Source organism: Streptomyces sp. CB01373, assembly GCF_002803075.1.
Classification (GTDB): Bacteria; Actinomycetota; Actinomycetes; order Streptomycetales; family Streptomycetaceae; genus Streptomyces.
On sequence record NZ_NNBK01000008.1, the window covers coordinates 70,235 to 88,704 of the forward strand.

Sequence of the window (18,470 nt, forward strand, 5' to 3'; positions counted from 1 at the left end):
GGCATGGAACCGGATCTTCACGAGCTGCTGGCGTCACTTCGCGTCTGGGACCCCGAGTTCACCGAGCTGCCCGCCCTCGACCCCGCGACGGCACCCGCCACCCCGCTGCCCCTCTTCGCGCGGTGGCTGGCGGAGGCGGCGGCGGCCGGGCAGCCCGAGCCGCACACGATGTCGCTGGCGACGGCGGACGAGGAGGGCCGGCCCGACGTCCGCATCGTGATGCTGCACGGCGCGGACGCCGAGGGCTGGTCCTTCGCCACCCACGCCGGCAGCCGCAAGGGCCGCCAGCTCGCCGCGAGTCCGCACGCCGCCCTCGCCTTCTACTGGCCGGTCCTGGGCCGCCAGGTCCGCGTCCGGGGCCCGGTCACTCTCGCCCCGCCCGAGGAGGCGCAGGCGGACCTGCACGCCCGCTCGACGGGCGCCCTGGCCGCCGCCCTCACCGGTCGGCAGAGCGAGGTCCTGGACTCCCTGGACGAGCTGGCCCGGGCCTCGGAGTCGGCCTGGGAGCGGGCCGCCGGCGCCCCGGACACCGAGGTCCCCTCCTGGACCCTCTACCGCCTCCGGCCCACCGAGGCCGAGTTCTTCCAGGGCGACGCCCGGCGCCGCCACGTGCGGCTGCGCTACCGCCGTACGCCGGACGGCTGGGCGCGCGAACTGCTGTGGCCCTGATCCGGCTCAGCCGAAGTCGTACATCGCGAAGTCGGACACCGGCCGGTAGCCGATCCGCTGGTAGAGGCCGTTGCTGGTCGGATTGGCGAGGTCGGCGAACAGCAGCACCTCCTCGGCCCCCGACTCCAGCGCGGCCCGGCTGACCTCGACCGTGACGGCGCCCGCGTACCCGCGCCCCCGCAGGTGCGCCGGTGTGTAGACCGCGACCACCCGCACCTGCCCGGCGACCTTCGGGGTCGTGCCCGCCATGGCGACGGGCGTCCCGTCCGGGTCCTGCCAGAACATGACGTCGCCGCGGCGCACCCGCTCGTCCGCCCAGCGCCGCGGGTCCTGGGCGCCCGGCTCGCCGACGGCGACCGAGAACTCCTCGAACCACCGGGCCAGACGCTCGCGGTCCGCCTCGCCCGCCACCCTGGCCCGGCCCGGCGGAACCTGCCGCGGCACCGTCAGCTCGCCCAGCCGGTAGAGCCGCACCCGCTGCCGCAGGCGTACCTCGGCGCCGGTGATCCGGCGCCAGGCCCCGGCGAAGGCGGCGGCGGTGTCACGGTCCGCGGTGACACCGGACACCTGATGTCCCGCGTCGGCGAGCCGGGCCGCGAGCACGGCGGCCTCCTCCTCGGTCAGGACGGTGAGCAGGAGCGGATGGGGCGGCGTGCGGAGGAAGGCGGCCCGCGTGCCCGCCCCGCCCGCCCCGTCCAGCAGGCCGAACTCGGGTGCGGCGTCGCCGTAGTGCCGGTCGCCGCTCAGGCGCAGGTTCTCCGTCACCGTGAGGAGGATGGTGTGCGGTGCGGGCCGTGAGCGGAGGAACTCCCCTCCGCGCGCGAGGAATTGCCCGACGTCGTCGGTCAGGTGCCAGTCATCGGTGGTCGTCCCGGAAGTCATGCCCCATGGTCCCGTCCACAGCCGTCCGGCGCCCGCGAATTTCAGGGGCGCTCCGGCTCCGGGTCCGTGGCCAGACGCGCGTGCAGGTGCGCGTCCCGGAAGGCGTCGCGGCGGTCCGGCTCGAAGATCGCGCCGCGCATCGTGCCCTCGTACCGGAAACCGCAGCGCTCGGCGACCCGGCAGGACGCCCCGTGGCCCACGGCGTGGTCCAGTTCCAGCCGGTGCAGGCCCAGTTCGCCGAACGCCCAGTCCGCCACCAGCCTCAGCGCCCGGGTGGCGACCCCGCGGCCACGGGCCTCGGGCAGGACCCAGTAGCCGGTGGTCGCGACGCCGAGCGGCGGACGGATGTCGTTGACGCCGATGTGCCCGAGCGTCGTGCCGCTCCCGGCGTCCGCGATCACGAAGGACGCGGCCAAGCCCTCCCCCGCGCGCAGGGCGCGTGCCCGCAGCGAGTCGCGGGCGCCGGTGAGGTCCGTGACGGGGACGAGGGGTGTGTTCCAGCGGCGGAACTCCGGGTCGGTGATGCCGCGCAGCCACGACCGCACGTCGGCGTCGGACTCCGGGTCCCACGGACGCAGCAGCAGCCCGTCCCCCGAGGTCCGTGCCGTGGCGAGGTTCCGTATGTCATGCGGGTCGGCGGTCACCGGCCCATTAGACACCGCACCGCACCCGGATCGCACAGGTGTTCATTCGTGATCAATCCGCAACCGATACCAGCATTGACCGCGTCCCCTCAACCCCGCAGGCGATTACTCTCATGCCCATGACCGACTCGACCACCGTCTCCGCGGCGCGGCACGCCGACCGTCCCGTCTACGTCATCGGCGGCGGTCCGGGCGGCCTGGCCGCCGCACAGGCGCTGCGCGCACGGGGAATACGCGCGGTCGTCCTGGAGAGGTCCGACCGGGTCGGGGCGTCCTGGCGGCGGCACTACGACCGGCTGCGCCTGCACACCACCCGGCGCAGCTCCGCGTTGCCGGGGCTGCCGATGCCGCGCCGGTTCGGCCGGTGGGTCGCGCGCGACGACGTGGTGCGCTACCTGGACAAGTACGCCGAGCACCACGGCCTCGAGATCGTGACCGGCGTCGAGGTCTCCCGCGTCGAGCCCGCCCCTGACGGCACCGGCTGGCTGCTGCGCGCCTCCGGCGGACGGGAGCTGACCGGCGGTGCGGTGGTCGTCGCCACCGGCCACAACCACACGCCCCGCCTGCCCGACTGGTCCGGCCGGGAGACGTACCGGAACGGGCCCGGCGAGCTGGTGCACGCCGGTGAGTACCGCAACGCCGAACCGTACGCCGGGCGTGACGTGCTGGTCGTCGGTGTCGGCAACACCGGCGCGGAGATAGCCGTGGACCTGGTGGAGGGCGGGGCCGAGCGGGTACGGCTGTCGGTGCGCACTCCCCCGCACATCGTGCGCCGGTCGACCGCCGGGTGGCCCGCCCAGTACACGGGCGTGCTCGTACGGCGGCTGCCGGTCCGGCTCGTCGACGTGCTCGCGCGACCGGTGGCGAGGGTGAGCGTGCCGGACCTGTCGGCACACGGCCTGCCCCGCCCCCGCACCGGCCTGTACTCGCGGGTCGCCCAGGGCGCGATCCCCGTCCAGGACGTCGGTCTCCTCAAGGCGGTCCGCAAGGGCAGGGTCGAGATCGTGGCCGCCGTGGAGGGCTTCGAGAGCGGCAAGGTGCTCCTCGCCGACGGCACCCGCATCCAGCCGGACGCCGTCGTCGCCGCCACCGGCTACGACCGCGCCCTGGAGGGGCTGGTCGGCCATCTGGACGTGCTCGACTCCCGTGGCAGACCGGTGGTCCGCGGTCGACGCACGCCGAAGAACGCGCCCGGCCTGTACTTCACCGGCTTCACCAACCCCATCAGCGGCATGCTCCGCGAACTGGCCCTGGACGCCGAGCGGATCGCCGGTGCCATCGCGAAGGAGAACGCCCGCAAGGACGGCCGCAAGGTCTCCCGGCTGCCGGCCTGATCCGCCTGGCGCCCCGTCACATCCGTCGGGGTCGTGGGCTTCAGGCGGCCGCGGGGCTCAGGACCGCCGGCCGCCGCCGGATCACCAGCGCCATCAGGGCCGCCGCGGCGCACAGCGCGCCCGAGGCGTACCAGACCACGTCGTAGGAGCCGAAGACGTCCCGCGCGAGACCGCCGAGGTAGGCGACCAGCGCCGCGCCGACCTGGTGGGAGGCGAGCACCCAGCCGAAGACGATCGCGCTGTCCTCGCCGTAGTGCTCGCGGCACAGGGCGAGGGTGGGCGGCACGGTGGCGACCCAGTCGAGGCCGTAGAAGACGATGAAGAAGATCATCGGCGGGTGCACGCTCGGCGCCAGCAGCATCGGCAGGAACAGCAGCGAGACACCGCGCAGCGCGTAGTACACGGCGAGCAGGCGGCGTGGTTCGAAGCGGTCGGTGAACCAGCCGGAGGCGATGGTGCCGGCCACGTCGAACACACCGATGACCGCGAGCAGCGAGGCGGCCGCCGTGATGGGCATCCCGTGGTCGTGGGCGGCGGGCACGAAGTGGGTCTGGATCAGGCCGTTGGTGGAGGCGCCACAGATGGCGAAGGTGCCGGCCAGCAGCCAGAAGGGCCCGGTGCGCACCGCGGAGGACAGGACGGCCAGGGTGCGGCGGGCGGCCCCCGGCACGGGCACGGGCTTCGGCACGAACTCGTCGGCGCCGTACGGCTTCACGCCCACGTCCGCCGGGTGGTCGCGCAGCAGCAGCCAGACGAAGGGGACGACGGCGAGGGCGGCCAGCGACACCGTGACGGCGGCCGGGCGCCAGCCGTGCGACTGGACGGTCCAGGACAGCACCGGCAGGAAGACGAGCTGGCCGGAGGCGGAGGCGGCGGTGAGGATGCCCGTGACCAGGCCGCGCCGCTCGGTGAACCAGCGGTTGGTGACCGTCGCGGCGAAGGCCAGCGCCATCGAGCCGGTGCCGAGTCCGACCAGCAGGCCCCAGCACAGCCACAGTTGCCAGGCGGTGGTCATCCACACGGTCAGACCGGACCCGGTGGCGATCACCACGAGGGCGGCGGCGACCACCCGGCGGATGCCGAAGCGGTCCATGAGCGCGGCGGCGAAGGGCGCGGTGAGCCCGTACAACGCGAGGTTGATCGAGACCGCGGCGCCGATCGTGCCCCGCGACCAGCCGAACTCCTGATGGAGCGGGTCGATCAGCAGGCCGGGCAGCGAGCGGAAGGCCGCGGCACCGGTGATCGTGACGAAGGTGACGGCGGCGACGAACCACGCGCGGTGGACACGGGCCGCGCGGCGGGCGGACGGCGTCCGGGCCGCGGTGGCGGAGGCGGAGGTGTCGGACGCGGGTTCGGTTGTCTGGGTCACGCCATAGAGCGTGCGGCAAGGGCCCGAATCTCCTCCACTGGCCCGAAGGACAGCATTCGCTAGGATCGGGCCATGGACAAGGCCACGGACTTCCGCCCGCACCGCGTCGCCGTCCTCGCCCTCGACGGGCTGCTGCCCTTCGAGCTGGGCATCCCGCACCGGATCTTCGGGCGGCCCCTGGACGCCGCCGGACGACCGCTGTACGAGGTCGTCACCTGCTCGGTCCGGCCGCCAGGACCGGTACAGACGGACGCCGACTTCTCGATCCACGTGCCGCACGGCCCCGAGGCCCTGGCCACCGCCGACACCGTGATCGTCCCGGCCTCGTACGAGCTCGGCCCGGTCTACGAGAAGGGGGTGCTGACCGGAGAACTGGCCGCCGCCCTGGCGCACATCCGGCCCGGCACCCGGCTCGCCTCCATCTGCACGGGCGTGTACGTGCTGGCCGCGGCGGGACGTCTGGACGGGCGGCGCGCCACGACCCACTGGGCCGACGCCGACCGCTTCCAGCGGGTTTTCCCGCGCGTCCGGGTGGACGCGGACGTGCTCTTCATCGACGACGGCGACGTGCTGACCTCGGCGGGCGTCGCGGCCGGGATCGACCTGTGCCTGCACATGGTGCGCCGCGACCACGGCACGGCGGTCGCCAACGAGGTGGCCCGGCGGACCGTCGTACCGCCGCACCGCGACGGCGGCCAGGCGCAGTACATCCACCGGCCGGTGCCCGACCCGCAGCTCGCCACCACGACCACCGCGCGCGCGTGGGCTCTGGGCCGCCTGCACGAGCCCATCCGGTTGCAGGACATGGCCGCGCGCGAGGCGATGTCGGTACGGACCTTCACCCGGCGCTTCCGCGAGGAGGCCGGGATCAGTCCGGGGCAGTGGCTCACCCAGCAGCGCGTCGAACGGGCCCGGCACCTGCTGGAGTCGACGGACCTGTCCATGGACCAGGTGGCCCGGGACGCCGGCTTCAACACGGCGCAGTCGATGCGGCAGCATCTCCAGACGGCACTCGGGGTGACACCGACGGCCTACCGGCGGACCTTCCGGGTGAACGGATCGGCGAGGGCCGAAGCGGAGGTCTAGGGCCTCTCGTCTGGATCATGCCGGGCTCGCGGGCCCTGGCACCGCGCCCTGATCCGGCCTGATCCAAACGAAAGACCCTAGGGTCCCGCGAGTTGTCCACAGCCTGTGGATGACGTCCGGGTGCTCCGGAAGGCAGGGCGGGCCCGACTGGCGGCGCGCCCCTGCCCGTCCCCCACGCGGCAGCGCGCGCCGCCCTCCGATCCCGGCGCACCGGTCCCACCCCCTCGAACCCTGAAGGGACCAGTCAGCGCCGACATCACGACCCACACTCGTCGAGGACTTCCGGTGCCCCAGCCCTCGTCGTCCCCTCGCGGCGAATCGCTGACCACCAGCGTGATCAAGCGGACACGAGGCGTCAACACCGCCCTGACGATTTACCCGTTATGCCCGCTCGCAACGGGGCGCGCACAGAAGCATCTCCCGGCGCACGGCCTCGCCGCCGGGACAACGGGGTTACGGGGCGACGGGGGTACGGGGCTATACCGCCCCGTAGGCGAGCCCGCCGTAGGCGCCGTACCCCCCGTACGCCAGGCCCTCGTACGCCGGGGACGTGCGGCCGCAGCTCGCCGGCACCGACGTCTCCGCCGCGTCAACCGCCTTGACGCAGCTGTCGAGTTCGCACCAGATGCGCTTGCCCACGCCCTCCGGGCACCAGCCCCACCGGTCGGCGAGGCCGTCGACGAGGGCGAGGCCGCGGCCGCCGGTCGACTCATCACCGGGGCAGCGCGGGACGGGGGCCCGGGTGCTGGCGTCGGCCACCTCCAGGCGCACGGTGGCCGCCCCGGCCGGCTCCCCGGACAGGAACAGCCGCAGCACGGCCGGGCAACCGGTGTGCACCACGGCGTTGGTGACCAGTTCGGAGACGAGCAGGACGAGGGTCTCGGCGAGCGGCTCGTCCGCCGCTATACCCGACCCGGCGAGCCGGGAGCGGGCCCAACGCCGGGCACGCCCCACCTCCGCGGGGTCGGGCCGGATCTCCAGCTGCACTTGAAGCACCTGCACCGCTCACACCATCCGAACCGGCGGACACACAGCCTCGCGCCTCACGAGGCCACGATCGTAGCCATTTTCTGCATGACCAGAACAACAGCCAGAGCAAGTGTCACGGAACGTGACTCCCTGGAGAGACAGCATGGTTGACGCACCGTCACCGCAACAAGCGCTTCGGGCATATTCCCGCGCGAAGGAGTACCCGTGCGGCATACTGTGCGACACCCGTCATGGGATGGCTCAAGCTCGGAACCACTCGCATTTCACACAAGGTACCCGAGCACGACGGCGACTCCGGGACGTGACGAGTCGCGCGCGGGACACAACCCGGCATCAACGCTCCGTGATCATTGAATGCCACGATCAGTGACATTCGCCCGCGGGAGACCACGGTGCCGGGGCCGTCCAGGACCGCCGGTGTCACCGCACGCGGGCACGACGCACGGCGGCCGAGGCACCGATCGGCGTTCCGAACTGCTCATGCGCCCGGGCGTGTTGCGCGACTCGGCCCCTGCGCGAGCATGAGAGCCCCCTCGGCGGGGCGGGGCGCCGCGGAGGGGGCTCAAGTACGGTGTTCTCGCAGGTTGTTGGGGGCGGGGGGCCGGCGCTACTCGGGGACGGTGAAGTAGCGGGCGAAGGCGGGCACGATCTCCTGCTCGCCCACCCTGCCGTCGCCGTCGGTGTCGAGCGCGGCGGCGATGAACCCGGCGGCCCCCTCGGGCACGCCGAGCACCCGGAGCACGCGCACGGTGTCCTCGATCGTGGCGGCGCCGTCGCCGTCGGCGTCCGCGACGGCCAGGGCGGCGTGCAGGAAGGGGCGGGCGATCTCGGCGAACCGCTCGGGGTTGTCGCGCAGGCGCTTGACCGCGCCGGTCACGAACTCCTCGCGGGTGATGCGCTGGTCGCCGTCGCGGTCGGCGATCCCGGCCATGCCCTGCCAGAAGGCCTCCGCGCCCGCGTACAGGGCCTGGCCCTTGTCGGAGCGGGCGGCGGTGGCGAACTCGGCGAGCAGCGAGCGGGCCGCCACGCTGAAGTCCTCGCGGTCGATGTAGCCGTTGCCGTCCTGGTCGAAGGTGGCGAACCGCGCCGCGATCCTGCGCTCGTACTCGCTGCTGACCATGTCTTACGGGCCGCCTTACGTGTGGGGTTGCGTCTGGCAGGGAGCGTACGACGCGCACAGCGCTCCGGGGCGCGAACACCACGGTCGGGTAAGGACCGGGCGAATTCCGGGACAACGGGGGGTTGCCCGTGAGAGGAGAACGGCGGTGACCGCCGGGGCGGACGGCCGTCAGGCGGACAGCGGCTCGTCGTCCACCGCCGCCGCCAGATCCGCGTAGACGTCGAAGAGGCGCCGGACACCGAGCGCGCCGAGGACCCGGTTGACGTGGGAGCCGTCGACCGCGCCACGGGCCGGGAGGATCAGGCGCAGCCGGCCCTGGCAGGAGCGGATCAGACGGCGGGCGGCTATGAGCACACCGACGCCGCTGGAGTCGCAGAAGAAGACCTCGGAGAGGTCCAGGACGAGGTCGTGCCGCCCCTGGGCCACCACCTCGTGCACTCTCTGGCGCAGGACCGGCGAGGTCACCAGGTCCAGTTCACCGGCGACCCGGAGCACGCTCCACTCGCCCTGTTCGTCGTCGGTCACCTTGAACGCCACGGCCCGCCCTCCGTCAGCCGGAACTTCCCCGGAACCGCCCGGAAACGGAACCAGTCCCTACGCTTCTTTCCGCGCGGCTGCCCAGCGGCCGTTCCCCCAAACGCCGTACAGCAAACCGAGACCGATCCGCCAGGGGCTTGTTTCAGTCACCTTCGGTCGTGTTCTATCCGAGTTGACATGAAAGCGAAAGACCAGGCGGGACAGAAGGGGCAAGTCGCCCGCCAGGCGCCATAACACCTCTCGCTCCCCCTACCACCAGCGGCTCTTCAGGGGGCGCACATTGTCATAAAGGGGCGTGCGCTGTCGGACATGCCGACTACATTCGAGACGACCACGTCGGACACGCTGAACACCGTCGGACGCACGGTCGGACACGGAGCTGGACGGGAGCGGGCCGGGACGCGGGGCGCGGCACGGCCGGGCACGGAGGGGGCCGTATGGCGAAGAAGGACGCACCGCCCCACTGGGACCGCGGAATGCGGGAGCGGCTCCTGCGAGGAGAGGCGGCCGCCCTCGGTGAGCTCTACGACCGTTTCGCCTCGCTCGTGCACGGCCTCGCCCACCGGGTCCTCGGCGACGAGCAGGCCGCCGACCACGTCACCCGCGAGGTGTTCGCCCACGTCTGGGAGCACCCCGACGCCTACGACCCCCGACAGGGCCCGCTGCGCGCCTGGGTGGCCGGGCTGACCCACCGGCTCGCCGTGCAGCGGCTGCGCGCCACCGAGACCGCGGCGCTGGCCCGCGGCGGGCCGGGCTCCGCCGAGGAGCTGGAGCACAGGGTGTGCCGCGCCTCCGCCGCCGCCCGCGCCGACTACATCGTCCACGCCATGCCGGCCCCGCTGCGCGCCGCCCTGGAACTCGCCTGCTTCCAGCGCCGCGACTACCGGCAGACCGCCGCCGACCTCGGCGTCACCGAGGACGAGGCCCGACGCCGCCTGCGCCTCGGCCTCCAGCTCCTCTCCACCGCCCACCACACGGACATCCCCGGCGCACCCTCCCACTACGGAGGCGCCGCATGACCCCGAACGACCCCTGGAAGCCGGAGGACCGGGACGGGGCGGCGCATCAGTTGCTGAAGTCGCTGCTCGGGGCGTGGGCGCTGGCCGCGTGTTCGCCGGAGGAGACGGCGGCCGTGGAGGAGCACCTCGGCGAGTGCGGCACCTGCGCGGAGGAGGCGCTGGGGCTGCGGGAGGCGGCCGCCCTGCTGCACCGGCCCGACACGCTCGACCTCGACCCGGGGCTGCGCACCCGGGTCCTGGCGGGCTGTCTCGAACGGCGGCCGCCGCACATCCCGGTGCCCGGCTGGGCGGCGCCCTACGACGCCGAGACCGCCCGCCTGGACGCGCTGCTCCAGGACATGGGTGACGCCGAGTGGGAGGCGCCGGTGCGGCTGCGGTGGTTCGAGGGCGAGGACGCCACCAGCCGGCGCACCACCGTCGCCGGGGTCATCGCGCACCTGATGAGCGTCGACGGGCTGGTCGCGGTGGCCGTCGGCCTGGACGACCCGCTCGGCGACGCGACCTCCGCCGACGGCCCCTCCCCCGCGGCGCGCACCGAGGCGTACTGGCGGGCCGCGCACTCCCCGCCGGCCCGTTCGGTGCGGGCGCCGTGGCGGGAGCAGACGCACGACCTGGTCCGCACGGTCTCCTTCGCCGCGAACGCCGTGAAGGAGCCGCCGGTGCCCTACGGCGCCTTCGCGCTGCCGCTGCCCGACGCGATGCTGGACCGCGCCTTCGAGTGCTGGGTGCACGCCGAGGACATCGCGGAGGCGGTGGACTACCCGTACGATCCGCCGGCCCCGCGCCATCTGCACCGGATGATCGACCTCGCCGCCCGGATGCTGCCGGGGGTGCTGGCCGCCCGGCGGCAGGCCGGGCTCGCCTCCCCCGCCCGCACCCGGCATCTGGTGACCGCGGGCGACCCCGGGCGCAGTCTGCGCCTTGAGATCGAGGGGCTGGGCGGCGGCCAGTGGCTGATCCCGCTCGACTCGCCCGGAGCGGTGGGCTCCGCGGACCACGAGGTGGCCCATGTGGCGCTGGACGGCGTCGAGTTCTGCCGGCTGGCGGCGGGGCATGTGACCCCGCGGGAGGCGGCGGCCGGCCAGGTCGGCGACCGTGAGGCGATCCGGGACGTGCTGTGCGCGGCGGCGTCACTCAGCCGTATGTGAGACGGCCGCCGACCGGCCCCAGGGCTGCCGCAGATCAGCCCCCACGGACCGCCGCCGACCGCCCCACGGACTGCTGCAGGCCGGCCGCCACGGACTGCTGCAGGCCGGCCGCCACGGGCCGCCCCCACGGACCGCCGCCGACCGGCCCCACGGCCCACCGCCGACCGGCCTGGCCCCCACGGACCGCCGTCAGTCGCCCCACGGACTGCTGCAGGCCGGCCGCCACCGACCGCCCACGGACCGCCACCGGGCGGACCCACGGACCACCGCCGACCAGCCTGACCCCCACGGACCTCTGCCAGTCGGCCGCCACCGACCGCCCCACGGACCGCCACCGGGCGGCCCCACGGACCACCGCCGACCAGCCTGACCCCCACGGACCGCCGTCGGTCGCCCCACGGACCTCTGCCAGTCGGCCGTCACCGACCGCCCCACGGACCGCCACCGGGCGGCCCCACGGACCGCCACCGACCGGCCTGACCCCCACGGACCGCCGTCGGTCGCCCCACGTACCGCTGCAGGCCGGCCCCCACGGGCTGCCGCCGGACGGCCTCTTGGACCGCCGTCGGGCCGCGCTACGCGAAGACCACCGTCCGGCGACCGTTCAGCAGGATCCGGCGCTCCGCGTGCCACTTGACCGCGCGGGCGAGCGCCTGGCACTCCACGTCACGGCCGATCGCGACGAGCTGGTCCGGGGTGACGTCGTGGCCCACCCGCTCGACCTCCTGCTCGATGATCGGGCCCTCGTCGAGGTCGGCGGTCACATAGTGCGCCGTCGCGCCGATCAGCTTCACGCCCCGGGCGTGCGCCTGGTGGTACGGCTTGGCGCCCTTGAAGCTCGGCAGGAACGAGTGGTGGATGTTGATGATCCGGCCGCTGAGCTGCTTGCACAGGTCGTCGGAGAGGACCTGCATGTAACGGGCGAGGACGACCAGTTCGACCTTCTCCTCGCGCACGAGCTCCAGCAGCCGCGCCTCGGCCTCGGACCTGGTGTCCCTGGTCACCGGGATGTGGTGGAAGGGAATGCCGTACGACCCCACCAGCTCGGCGAAGTCGGTGTGATTGGACACCACCGCCGCGATCTCCACCGGCAGCGCGCCGATCCGGTCGCGGAAGAGCAGGTCGTTCAGGCAGTGCCCGAACTTGCTGACCATCAGCACGACGCGCATCTTCTCGTCGGCCCGGTGGATCTGCCAGTCCATCCCGAAGGAGTCGCCGATCGCCGCGAAGCTGGCGCGCAGCTTGTCCACCGTCACCGGAGCCTCGGCCGAGAAGTGGACCCGCATGAAGAACAGTCCCGTGTCGTGGTCACCGAACTGCTGGCTGTCCTCGATGTTGCAGCCCGTCATGAACAGATAGCTGGACACCGCGTGCACGATGCCCTTCTTGTCCGGGCAGGACAGGATGAGGATGTACTGCTCGGCCGGCGCCTCGGCGGCTCGGGAGGACTGCTCGCTCATGCGTGACAGCGTCTCACGTCCGGGCCCGCAAGTGGTCCGTCGTCCGCTAGGCGGACCGGGTCATGATGCGCAGCACCTCCAGGCTGCGGGGCGGCGTGTCCGGGTCCTCGCCGTCGCTCGCCGCGAGCCGCACATGCGCGTCGTGGGCCGCCCGCACCGCCTCCGGCCAGGCGTCGTGGTCGAGGTAGGCGGACACCGGCGCGTCCGGGCCGACCTGGTGCATGATCCGCAGCACCCGCAGGACCGCGGTGTCGACGAGCGCCGCCTCCTGCGAGTCCCGGAAGATCGTGCCGACGTACTTCTCGGCGGACCAGTTGTCGAGCCAGGTGTCCTCGACCAGGCGGTAGACGGCGTCGGTCACGTCGCCGTACCCTTCGACGCCTGCCAGCCAGACGTCCCGCTGGAACACCGGGTCGGAGAGCATGTGCAGCGCGGAGCGCACATTGCTGCGCCAGCGCCACCACGGCATGTCGTTGAGTGGCATGCCGCCCATGGTGGAGGAGCGACGGCCGCGACGGGAAGAGTTCTCCGAACCTTGCACGGTCACCGATCGTACGTTCCCCGCCCCAGGGGCCCCACCTGCCCCCGTAATTCACTCATACGTCACCACTCATTGACCGAGAGTCATCACCGGGTTGGTGATGTGACGGAATCGTGCGGAGCATGACCGGCAGGCGAAGTTCCCGTGGCCCGTTCCTCTCCACCCTCACCCGGTCCGTGAGAAGAACCCTGTCGCCGGCGGGAGTTCTGCTGGCGTGCGCCTCGCTCGCCGCCGGCTGCGGCGTCGTCCCCGGTGCCACGGGGGGCTCGGGGGACGGCTCCGTCACCGTGATGACGTGGGCGCCGGAGAACACCCCGGCGACCAACAAGCCCGGCATGCCCGCCATGGCCCGTGCCTACGCCCGCTGGGTGAACTCCCACGGCGGTGTCGCCGGACGCAAACTCAACGTTCTGACCTGCAACGAAGGCAACGACAGCGTGGGCGCGGCGAAGTGCGCCCGGCGTGCGGTGAAGGAGAACGCGGTCGCCGTCGTGGGCTCCTACAGCCAGTACAGCGACTCCTTCTTCCCGCCCCTGGAGGGGGCCGGCATCCCGTACATCGGCGGCTACGGCGTCACCACCACCGAGTTCACCCGCGCCCTGTCCTACCCGGTCAACGGCGGCCAGCCCGCGCTGCTGGCCGGTCTGGGCAAGGAGCTCGCCCCGCACTGCGGCCCGGTCACGCTGATACGGCCCGACAGCATCGCGGGCGACGAGCTGCCCGGGCTGCTCAACGCGGGACTGCGGGCCGGCGGCCACGCACCGGCCCACGACCAGCGGGCCGCCGAGGACGCCACCGAATACTCCGGCCAGGCCAATCAGGCGCTGCGGCAGTCGAGCGCCGAACCGGCACGCACGGGCTGCGTGATCCCCGCTCTCGGGGAGCGCACGAACATCTTCATGGACTCCTTCCGCCGCGCCCGCGACGCCTATCCGCAGGTGTTCACCGCCGCCGTGCTCGGCAGCGTCGACCAGACCGTGATCGACGCGAGCGGCGGGAAGTCCGGCCCGTACGAGGGGTCGTACCTCACCGGCTGGTACCCGGTGGCGGGCGACTCGCGCTGGGAGCCGATGAAGAAGGTGATCAACGAGACGGCCTTCGGCGACAACCGCGTCGACCCGCAGGACGCCGGGGTGCAGACCACGTGGATCGCCTACACGGTGCTCCGGACCGTCCTGGAGCAGATCGGCGACGGGGAGGTGAGCGCCTCCACCGTGCGGCGCGCCCTCGACGGCGGGCTGGAGGTCCGCACCGGCGGGCTGACCCCGCCGCTGCGGTGGCGCCTGTCCGACCTGCTCGCCTCCACCGGTCTCGCCCGCCTCACCAACGCCGACGTGTCCCTTCAGACCGTGCGGCAGGGCCGGCTGGTGCCGGCCACGAAGGGCTTCGTCAACGTGGCCAAGACGCTGGAGGACGCCGGCTGAGTCCGCCGCCCTCCCGCGCCGGCGGGCCTCACAGCTGGGTCGGCTGGCGCTGGGTGAGGCCGTACGTCTGCGCGATCGCGTTCCAGAGCTGGGCGGCCTTGGCCTTCTCCGCGGTGGCCGTCCCGCTCTCGCGGTCGCCGGCCTGGGTCTCACCCGTGTACCGGGCGTGGCCCTTCTTGCAGCCCTTCTTGCCGCCGACCTGGTCGGCCCAGGCCGCGTAGTGCCGGTCCGCCGACTCCGAGGCCTGCCAGGCCTTGGTCAGCGCCGCCGTCAGATCGGCGTTGCCGGGGAGCTTGTCGACGGACAGCTCTCCCAGACGGGTGACCAGGCCCTTGCGCTGCTCGGCCGCGGCGCGCAGGTCGGAGGCCGCCTGGCCGAGGTTGTTGCAGCTCTTGACCTCGGCCACCGCCTTGATGACGGAGGCGCGGCTGCTGCCGCTGTCGGCCAGCAGCTTGTCCAGCGCGACCGCCTGCTCCTTGGCCGGATCGGCGGCGGGCGCGGCGGAGGCGTCGTCGGTGGCGGGCGCGGTGGCCGCGACGGTGGTGTTCTTGTCGGCGCTGTCGCCGTCCCCGTCGCCGCCGCTGAGCAGCGCCCCGGCGCCGATGCCGAGGACGGCGATCCCGACGCCCACGGCCGCGATCACCGGCATGCGCGAGCCGGTGCGCCGAACTCCCCGGCCGCCGCCGTCCTCGTCGTACCCGCCGGGCGGCGCGGACATGGGCCGGGCGTGGGGCTGGCCGGACGGGCCCTGCTGGTAGCGGGGTATCTGCTGCGTCGACGGGGCGGCGCCGCCGGAGTCGCTGCGGAAGAGGTTGTCGAACTCGGCGGGCGTCTGCCGCCCGCCGGCGTCCACGGGCGCCATGAACTGCGTCGCCTCGGCGTCGGGGTGACCGGGTGCTGCGCCCTGGGGTACCTGGCCCGGGTACGGGGCGGGGCCGCCGCCCGGTCCCTCCGGCGGCAGGGCTCCCGGCCCCACCGGCGGGATGTACTGCGTCGCGCCCTCGTCCACCCCCGCGCCCGGCACGGGCGGCAGGAACTGGGTGGCGCCTTCGTCCGCGGAGCCCGCGGGGACCGGCGGGATGTACTGCGTCGCACCCTCGTCGGCGCCCGGCATCCCGTGCCCGGCCGCGTACGGGCCGGCGCCGGCCGGGGGCAGCCCGTGCCCGGCGTGCGCGGGGACGCCGTAGGGGTCGGCACCCGGCTGCTGGTACGCCGGGGCGTTCTCCGGGGGCAGGGGGCCCGCGCCCGGGTGCTGCGGGGCCTGGCCCTGCGCGTCCCACTGGCCCTGCGGGTACGGCTCCGGAGAGCCCCACGGCTGCTGCCAGCCCTGGTCCTGCTGCGGCGGATGCTGCTGGTCGGGGCCCCACGGCTGGCCCCAGGCCTGACCGCCGGCCGGGGTCGCCGCCGGGGCCTGACCGCCCGCTCCGCCCTGATGGCCGCCCGGCCCGCCGGTCATGCCCGGCAGCAAGGGCTCACCACCGTCGGAGGGCAGCACGATGCCTTCGTGCGCGGGTCGCGCCGAGGGCTCCTCGCCCTGTCCACTCTGCGTCACCGGGACTCCTACGAATGGGGGACCTTCGGAATCGTCGGCTCACGCTACCGGGTCCCCGGAGCCCCGTGCCACGCAGCACAGGACCAGACCTCCTTCCCTGTGACGGCAGTAACAAAACCCGCCCGCCGCACGCTGTTTATTTCCCAGGTCTCACGGCGGGCACCCGTTCACGCCGCCACGCGAGTCTCCAGCCGCGCCCCGAACTCCCGTACCACCGGCTCGTCCCGGAACGGCTCCAGGCGCTGCTGGAAGTCCTCCAGGTACTCCGCGCCGCGGTCGGAGCGCAGCGTCCGCAGCAGCTCCACCGCCTTCAGCCCAGTGCTGCAGGCCTGTTCGACCTCCCGCTGCTGCACCTGCGCCGTGGCGAGGAGCACATAGCCGATGGCCCGCCGCCGCGCCCGTGACGCGGGATGCCCGGCCAGCGACTCCTCGGCCGCCCGCGCGGACGCCTCCGCCTGCCCCAGGTCCCGGTGGCAGTGCGCCAACTCGTCGGCGAGATAAGCCTCGTCGAAGTGCGCGATCCACGCCGGGTCGTCCCCGGAGTGCGGTTCGGCGGCCTCCAGCGCGCTCACCGCCCGTCCGGCGGAGAACTGCGCGGCCCGCGCGTCGCCCATGAGGGCGTGGCCGCGCGCCTCGGCCGCGTAGAACATCGCCTCCGCGCGCGGAGTCACACGACCGCGCGCGCCCTCCTGCGCCGCCCGCGCCAACTGCGCGATCTCCCGCGGGTTTCCGAGCTGCGCGGCGAGATGGCTCATCGAGGCGGCCAGCACATAGCCGCCGTAGCCGCGGTCCCCGGCCGCCTGGGCGAGCCGCAGCGCCTGGATGTAGTACCGCTGGGCCAGGCCCGGTTGGCCGGTGTCGACGGCCATGTACCCGGCCAGCTCGGTGAGCCGGGCGACCTCGGCGAACAGATCGCGGCCCACCGCCTCCCGGTAGGAGCCTGCGAGCAGCCCGGAGACGACGCTGTTGAGGTAGTGCACGACCACCGGGCGCACATGCCCGCTGCCGTGGCTGTGGTCCAGCTCGACCAGCGCCTGCGTCATGGCCCGTACGGCGGCCACGTCGGACTGGCCCACCCGCGACCCCGCCGCCCGCGCCACCTGCGGGTCCGGCGCGGAGATCAGCCAGTCACGGCTCGGCTCGACCAGCGCGGAGGCGGCGACGGAGGAGCCGGACAGGAAGTCCCGGCGGCCCACGTCGCTGCGCCACAGCTCGCAGACCTGCTCGATGGCCCCCAGCACCGTCGGCGAGAACTGAAGGCCCACGCCCGAGGCGAGGTTCTTGCCGTTGGCCATGCCGATCTCGTCGATCGTGACCGTACGGCCGAGTTTGCGGCCGAGCGCCTCGGCGATGATCGCCGGGGCCCGTCCGCGCGGCTGCTGTCCGCGCAGCCAGCGCGCCACCGACGTCTTGTCGTAGCGCAGATCGAGACCGTGCTCGGCACCGCACATGTTGACCCGGCGGGCCAGCCCGGCGTTCGAGCAGCCCGCTTCCTGGATGAGCGCCTGCAGCCGTTCGTTCGGCTGCCGCGCGACGAGAGGCCTGGCGGCCATGGCGTTAACCCCCTGAAGCTGCGGTGCCTGCTCACGCACCGAGTTGACGGCTCTTGCGCGGCCGGACGCGATCCGCGCCCCGGCGAAAAGTTCCGGCCGTGAAGATCGATGCCCCGTGGACATACCGAAAATGCGGGACATGTGAGGATTGCCGGGGTGAAGGCGGTTGCCGCCCCCCACCGAACTACCCAGCGCCCGCCGGCGATCCTCCTGCGCGCCCCCACACATGCACCCATGCGCCCCGAGCACGGAAGGGTGCTCCTCCCCGGCGCGTCCGACCACCCGACCCGCCCGTAACTCCAGGTGGGCGCGGCAGTTGAGTGGGGCGTGGAAGAGACGATCGCGGGCGCGGAAGCCGCACACAGCGCCGGCCGGGTGGCCGGTCACGTCCCCCAGCAGCGCGGGGAGTCGCTGCAGGAGACAGCCCTTCGCTACGCCGAGGAACGTCACTGGGACGTGTTCCCCGGCACCTGGCTGGTGACGGTCGGCGGGGTGCAGCACTGCTCCTGCGGGGACCCGCGGTGCGCCGCGCCCGGCGCGCACCCGGCGCGCGAGGGCTGGGCGTCCCTGGCGACCGGCAGCGCGAGCACGGTGCGCGGGATGTGGCAGCGGCAGCCGACGGCGTCGATCCTGCTGCCCACGGGCCGTACGTTCGACGCGATCTCCGTGCCGGAGACGGCCGGGTTCCTCGCGCTGGCCCGGCTGGAGCGGCTGCGGTCCGCGCTGGGGCCGGTGACCCTGACCCCCGAGCGGCGGATGCAGTTCTTCGTGCTGCCGGGCGCGTCCGTGAAACTGCCGGACCTCCTGCGGCGGCTGGGCTGGTCGCCGGCCTCCCTCGACCTGGTCGCGCTCGGAGAGGGCGCGTACGTGGTGGCGCCGCCCACGCGGTACGGCTCGCGGGCGGTGCAGTGGGCCTGCCGGCCGACACCGGCCAATCGCTGGCTGCCGGACATCGAGGAGTTGGTCCCGCCACTGGCCTACGCGTGCGGCAGGGACCGGCGCTAGTGCTGCGACCGGAAAGGTTCACCGGCTCGCGACGCCCGGCGAACCTTTCCGGCCACAGCACTAGCCACCCGTCCCGTTCCGGCTCCGGCTCCCGTGGTGGCCCGACCTCGCAGGGTGGAGCCGCAGATCAGCACGGT

The 18,470-nt window shown here is 73.6% G+C and carries 17 protein-coding genes; 7 read left to right on the forward strand and 10 right to left on the reverse strand.

Translation table 11 applies throughout. From position 1 onward, the window contains the following. The first annotated feature begins 3 nt into the window (after nucleotides 1-3). Nucleotides 4-669: a pyridoxine/pyridoxamine 5'-phosphate oxidase gene (locus CG719_RS14015; RefSeq protein ID WP_100568936.1), complete on the forward strand. Its 666-nt coding sequence runs from the start codon at nucleotides 4-6 to the stop codon at nucleotides 667-669. Nucleotides 670-675: 6 nt separating this feature from the next. Here CG719_RS14015 and CG719_RS14020 read toward each other — a convergent pair whose 3' ends face one another. Together CG719_RS14020 and CG719_RS14025 are read right to left on the reverse strand one after the other, a co-directional pair. Beyond that, nucleotides 676-1,551 carry a GNAT family N-acetyltransferase gene (locus CG719_RS14020; RefSeq protein ID WP_100568937.1) on the reverse strand — a complete coding sequence of 292 codons (876 nt, stop codon included), beginning with the start codon at nucleotides 1,549-1,551 and terminating at the stop codon, nucleotides 676-678. Between the two features lie 41 nt (nucleotides 1,552-1,592). Then, complete coding sequence (locus CG719_RS14025) at nucleotides 1,593-2,195, reverse strand: GNAT family N-acetyltransferase (RefSeq protein ID WP_234375574.1); 603 nt, start codon at nucleotides 2,193-2,195, stop codon at nucleotides 1,593-1,595. A gap of 119 nt (nucleotides 2,196-2,314) precedes the next feature. Here CG719_RS14025 and CG719_RS14030 point away from each other — a divergent pair, with 119 nt between their 5' ends. After that, entirely contained in the window at nucleotides 2,315-3,529 is a 1,215-nt protein-coding gene (locus CG719_RS14030) for a flavin-containing monooxygenase (RefSeq protein WP_234375575.1), read from the forward strand. 40 nt (nucleotides 3,530-3,569) lie between these two features. On the opposite strand, the gene CG719_RS14035 is transcribed toward CG719_RS14030, so the two are convergent. Further along, entirely contained in the window at nucleotides 3,570-4,898 is a 1,329-nt protein-coding gene (locus tag CG719_RS14035) for an MFS transporter (RefSeq protein ID WP_100568939.1), read from the reverse strand. A 72-nt stretch (nucleotides 4,899-4,970) separates the two neighbouring features. Between CG719_RS14035 and CG719_RS14040 the strand changes: the two genes are divergently transcribed. Then, a complete protein-coding gene (locus tag CG719_RS14040) occupies nucleotides 4,971-5,984 on the forward strand; it encodes a GlxA family transcriptional regulator (protein ID WP_100568940.1) in 1,014 nt (337 codons plus the stop codon). Nucleotides 5,985-6,461: 477 nt separating this feature from the next. Here CG719_RS14040 and CG719_RS14045 read toward each other — a convergent pair whose 3' ends face one another. The 3 genes from CG719_RS14045 to CG719_RS14055 form a co-directional block, all read right to left on the reverse strand. Continuing rightward, on the reverse strand, nucleotides 6,462-6,971 hold the full coding sequence (locus tag CG719_RS14045) for an ATP-binding protein (protein ID WP_100568941.1): 510 nt from the start codon (nucleotides 6,969-6,971) through the stop codon (nucleotides 6,462-6,464). 610 nt (nucleotides 6,972-7,581) lie between these two features. Next, complete coding sequence (locus CG719_RS14050; protein WP_100568942.1) at nucleotides 7,582-8,094, reverse strand: EF-hand domain-containing protein; 513 nt, start codon at nucleotides 8,092-8,094, stop codon at nucleotides 7,582-7,584. Nucleotides 8,095-8,262: 168 nt separating this feature from the next. Beyond that, nucleotides 8,263-8,631, reverse strand: a complete 369-nt coding sequence (locus CG719_RS14055) for an STAS domain-containing protein (protein WP_100568943.1) — start codon at nucleotides 8,629-8,631, stop codon at nucleotides 8,263-8,265. A gap of 437 nt (nucleotides 8,632-9,068) precedes the next feature. On the opposite strand from CG719_RS14055, the gene CG719_RS37345 reads away from it, so the two are divergent. Next, complete coding sequence (locus tag CG719_RS37345; RefSeq protein ID WP_100568944.1) at nucleotides 9,069-9,650, forward strand: RNA polymerase sigma factor; 582 nt, start codon at nucleotides 9,069-9,071, stop codon at nucleotides 9,648-9,650. Beyond that, complete coding sequence (locus tag CG719_RS14065; protein ID WP_100568945.1) at nucleotides 9,647-10,798, forward strand: maleylpyruvate isomerase N-terminal domain-containing protein; 1,152 nt, start codon at nucleotides 9,647-9,649, stop codon at nucleotides 10,796-10,798. The genes CG719_RS37345 and CG719_RS14065 overlap by 4 nt, the downstream gene beginning before the upstream one ends. A 575-nt stretch (nucleotides 10,799-11,373) precedes the next feature. Here the strand turns inward: CG719_RS14065 and purU are convergent. Further along, nucleotides 11,374-12,258 (reverse strand): formyltetrahydrofolate deformylase, encoded by an 885-nt coding sequence (gene purU, locus CG719_RS14075; protein WP_100568947.1) that lies wholly within the window; start codon nucleotides 12,256-12,258, stop codon nucleotides 11,374-11,376. A 46-nt stretch (nucleotides 12,259-12,304) separates the two neighbouring features. Further along, nucleotides 12,305-12,805, reverse strand: coding sequence for an SCO4402 family protein (locus tag CG719_RS14080; RefSeq protein ID WP_100568948.1), 501 nt, complete (start codon nucleotides 12,803-12,805; stop codon nucleotides 12,305-12,307). A 116-nt stretch (nucleotides 12,806-12,921) separates the two neighbouring features. Between CG719_RS14080 and CG719_RS14085 the strand changes: the two genes are divergently transcribed. Then, on the forward strand, nucleotides 12,922-14,223 hold the full coding sequence (locus CG719_RS14085) for an ABC transporter substrate-binding protein (protein ID WP_100568949.1): 1,302 nt from the start codon (nucleotides 12,922-12,924) through the stop codon (nucleotides 14,221-14,223). Between the two features lie 28 nt (nucleotides 14,224-14,251). Here CG719_RS14085 and CG719_RS14090 read toward each other — a convergent pair whose 3' ends face one another. Together CG719_RS14090 and CG719_RS14095 are read right to left on the reverse strand one after the other, a co-directional pair. Further along, nucleotides 14,252-15,775, reverse strand: coding sequence for a hypothetical protein (locus CG719_RS14090; RefSeq protein ID WP_100568950.1), 1,524 nt, complete (start codon nucleotides 15,773-15,775; stop codon nucleotides 14,252-14,254). 167 nt (nucleotides 15,776-15,942) lie between these two features. Then, entirely contained in the window at nucleotides 15,943-17,328 is a 1,386-nt protein-coding gene (locus tag CG719_RS14095) for a transcriptional regulator (RefSeq protein ID WP_100568951.1), read from the reverse strand. A 327-nt stretch (nucleotides 17,329-17,655) separates the two neighbouring features. On the opposite strand from CG719_RS14095, the gene CG719_RS14100 reads away from it, so the two are divergent. Continuing rightward, nucleotides 17,656-18,333 carry a bifunctional DNA primase/polymerase gene (locus CG719_RS14100; protein ID WP_100568952.1) on the forward strand — a complete coding sequence of 226 codons (678 nt, stop codon included), beginning with the start codon at nucleotides 17,656-17,658 and terminating at the stop codon, nucleotides 18,331-18,333. Nucleotides 18,334-18,470 lie beyond the last annotated feature (137 nt).